Source organism: Blautia sp. HCP3S3_D9, from assembly GCF_052063845.1.
GTDB lineage: Bacteria > Bacillota > Clostridia > Lachnospirales > Lachnospiraceae > Blautia_A.
Genome location: NZ_JBQHWS010000229.1, coordinates 1 through 2864 on the forward strand (window position 1 = coordinate 1; position 2864 = coordinate 2864).

The 2864-nt window shown below is 42.8% G+C and carries 3 protein-coding genes and 1 pseudogene; all 4 read right to left on the minus strand.

The genetic code is table 11. The annotated features are described in order from the left end of the window. The coding region (gene map, locus ACTNES_RS20350; RefSeq protein ID WP_441040520.1) for a type I methionyl aminopeptidase at window positions 1–516 on the minus strand (516 nt) is incomplete at its 3' end. 32 nt (window positions 517–548) lie between these two features. After that, window positions 549–1193 (minus strand): adenylate kinase, encoded by a 645-nt coding sequence (locus ACTNES_RS20355; protein ID WP_291809788.1) that lies wholly within the window; start codon window positions 1191–1193, stop codon window positions 549–551. A 69-nt stretch (window positions 1194–1262) separates the two neighbouring features. Further along, a complete protein-coding gene (secY, locus tag ACTNES_RS20360; RefSeq protein WP_441040521.1) occupies window positions 1263–2579 on the minus strand; it encodes a preprotein translocase subunit SecY in 1317 nt (438 codons plus the stop codon). Further along, a pseudogene (gene rplO / locus ACTNES_RS20365) lies at window positions 2579–2864 on the minus strand (50S ribosomal protein L15); the annotation flags it as partial. The pseudogene rplO and the gene secY, both read right to left, overlap by 1 nt.

Sequence of the window (2864 nt, forward strand, 5' to 3'; positions counted from 1 at the left end):
GATTCCATGTCCAACCAGGTCACGGACGATTCCGTAATGATATTTGGCAGCGTGTGCTCCAATTGCCTTGGAAATATCATTCAGATGATTTCCAGCACGTGCAGCCTTAATTCCTTCGAAGAAACACTCTCTGGTCACATCCATCAGCTTACGCGCCTGCGGTGAGACCTCACCGACAGCATAAGTTCTCGCTGCATCAGAATGATACCCCTTATAAATAAGACCGGCATCAATCTTTACAAGATCTCCCTCCTGAATGATCTTCTCTTCAGACGGGATCCCATGAACTACCTCATCATTCAGACTGATACAGAATGATGCAGGAAAACCTCCGTAGTTCAGGAAATTCGGGATACAGCCCAGGTCACGTATCATCTGTTCCCCGATACGGTCGATCTCCTTGGTGCTCACTCCCGGTTTAATGTAAGGGATCAGACCATCATGCACTTTCTCAAGCAGATGACCTGCCTCCCTCATAAGTTCAATTTCATGTTCTGTCTTGATAGAAACCGACATTTTACCTCCAGATGGTGTTTAAAAACACCCGATTACTCTCCCAGGATGGCAACAATATCTGCGAATACTTCTTCCAGATCCTTAGTACCATCAACTGATTTTAAAATTCCCTCTTTAGTATAATAATCGATCAGCGGCTGTGTCTGCTCATGATATACATTCAGACGTTTCTGAACTGTTTCAGGCTGGTCATCATCACGAAGAACCAGTTTCTCTCCACAGGTATCACAAATGCCTTCTACCTTCGGTGCTGCATGTACTACATGATAAGTAGCACCACATTTGAGGCAGGCACGTCTTCCGGACATACGGTTTACAATATTGGAATCCGGAACATCCACATCGATTGCATAATCAACTTTACTTCCCAGTTTGTTCAGAGCTTCTGTTAAACACTCTGCCTGAGGAATTGTTCTTGGAAAACCATCCAGCACATAACCATTTGCCGCGTCCGGCTGCTGAATTCTGTCTACAACCAGATCACAGGTCAGTTCATCAGGTACAAGAAGTCCCTGATCCATGTAAGTTTTTGCTTTTTTGCCCAGTTCTGTTCCATTCTTAATGTTAGCACGGAAAATATCTCCTGTGGAGATGTGCGGAATCTGATATTTCGCTGCGATTTTCTTCGCCTGAGTTCCTTTTCCTGCTCCTGGTGCACCCAACATAATGATTTTCATAAGTTATACCCTCCATTTTCTTTTTTAGCAAATCAAGGCTGTGATGCAATGCACCACAACCTCTCTTTTTTAATTGTTCAGGAAGCCTTTGTAATTACGTACGAGAAGCTGTGATTCGATCTGTTTCACAGTTTCGAGGATAACACCAACAATGATGATGATGGATGTACCACCGAATGAAACATTCGCCCCAAACACACCATTAAAGATGAATGGGATCACGCACACAATGATAAGACCTACTGCACCTATAAATATAATATAATTTAAGATATTAGTCAAATAATCTGACGTAGGTTTTCCAGGACGAATACCTGGAATAAATCCACCCTGCTTTTTGATATTGTCTGCAACTTCCAGCGGGTTGAATGTGATGGAAGTGTAGAAATATGCAAAGAAAACGCAAAGTACGATGTAGAGAAGCAGACCCCATGTATACTGAAGCTGTTTCGGATTACACCAGTTGTTGGAAGAAAGACCACGAAGAATCTCACTTCCGATTCCTGTACCATTACCTTTTCCTGTTAACTGTGCAATAACAGTCGGGAAAGACATAATGGAGGATGCAAAGATTACCGGGATAACACCAGCAGTGTTAACTTTCAGAGGAATGTTGGTGGACTGTCCGCCCATCAGCTTTCTTCCAACCATTTTCTTGGAATACTGAACCGGAATTCTTCTCTCTGCTCCGTTAAGGATAAGTACCAGAACTACTACTACAAGAATAACAGCTGCAATGATCAGTCCTGCAAGAGTACCTTTTGCAATTGTTTTTCCTTTAATAAAGTTCTCATACAGTAATGACAAGTCGCTTGGCACTCTGGAGATAATATTAATAGTAAGTACGATGGAAATACCATTTCCAACGCCTTTCTCTGTAATACGCTCACCGAGCCACATCAGCATAGCTGAGCCGGCTGTAAGGCAGGCAACAACTACAACACCTTTGAAGAAGTTCAGATTCGGGATCATGCCCTGGCGGCCGAAACCGATTGCCATTGCGATTGACTCGAATAAAGCAAGACCTACAGTTGCATAACGTGTAATTGCGGTCATCTTCTTTCTTCCCTCTTCACCATCTCGCTGCATTTCTTCCAGTGCCGGGATGGCAATGGTAAGAAGCTGGATGATAATGGAAGATGTGATATAAGGTGTGATGTTTAATGCGAAAATTGACATTCTTTCGAATGAACCACCGGTAAACGCATCAAAGAAGTTGAATGCATCACCAGCGTTGCTGCTGAACCACTGTTTGAAGAAGTCACTGTCTACACCCGGTACCGGGATCTGGCAGCCGATACGGATGATAAAAATCATCCATATCAGATACAACAGCTTGCGTCTCATTTCTTTCACTCTAAAAACATTTTTAAGAGTTTCAAACATTAGATCACCTCTACTGTACCACCAGCAGCTTCAATTTTAGATTTTGCAGTCTCGCTGACAGCGTTTACTTTGACATTAAGTTTCTTTGTCAGCTCACCATTTCCAAGAATTTTAACGCCATCAGCGATCTTGGAGATTGCACCGCTTGCAAGTAAGCTTTCTGCTGTAACTTCTGCACCATCTTCAAAACGGTTCAGTACGTCAACGTTGATTGCAATGATCTCTTTTGTATTTCTGTTTTTGAATCCACTCTAAGGCAGACGTCTGTATAAAGGCAACTGACCA

Coding starts and splice junctions, on each gene's coding strand:
- secY (WP_441040521.1), bottom strand. CDS start 2,579: ATGTTTGAAACTCTTAAAAATGTTTTTAGAGTGAAAGAAATGAGACGC.
- ACTNES_RS20355 (WP_291809788.1), bottom strand. CDS start 1,193: ATGAAAATCATTATGTTGGGTGCACCAGGAGCAGGAAAAGGAACTCAG.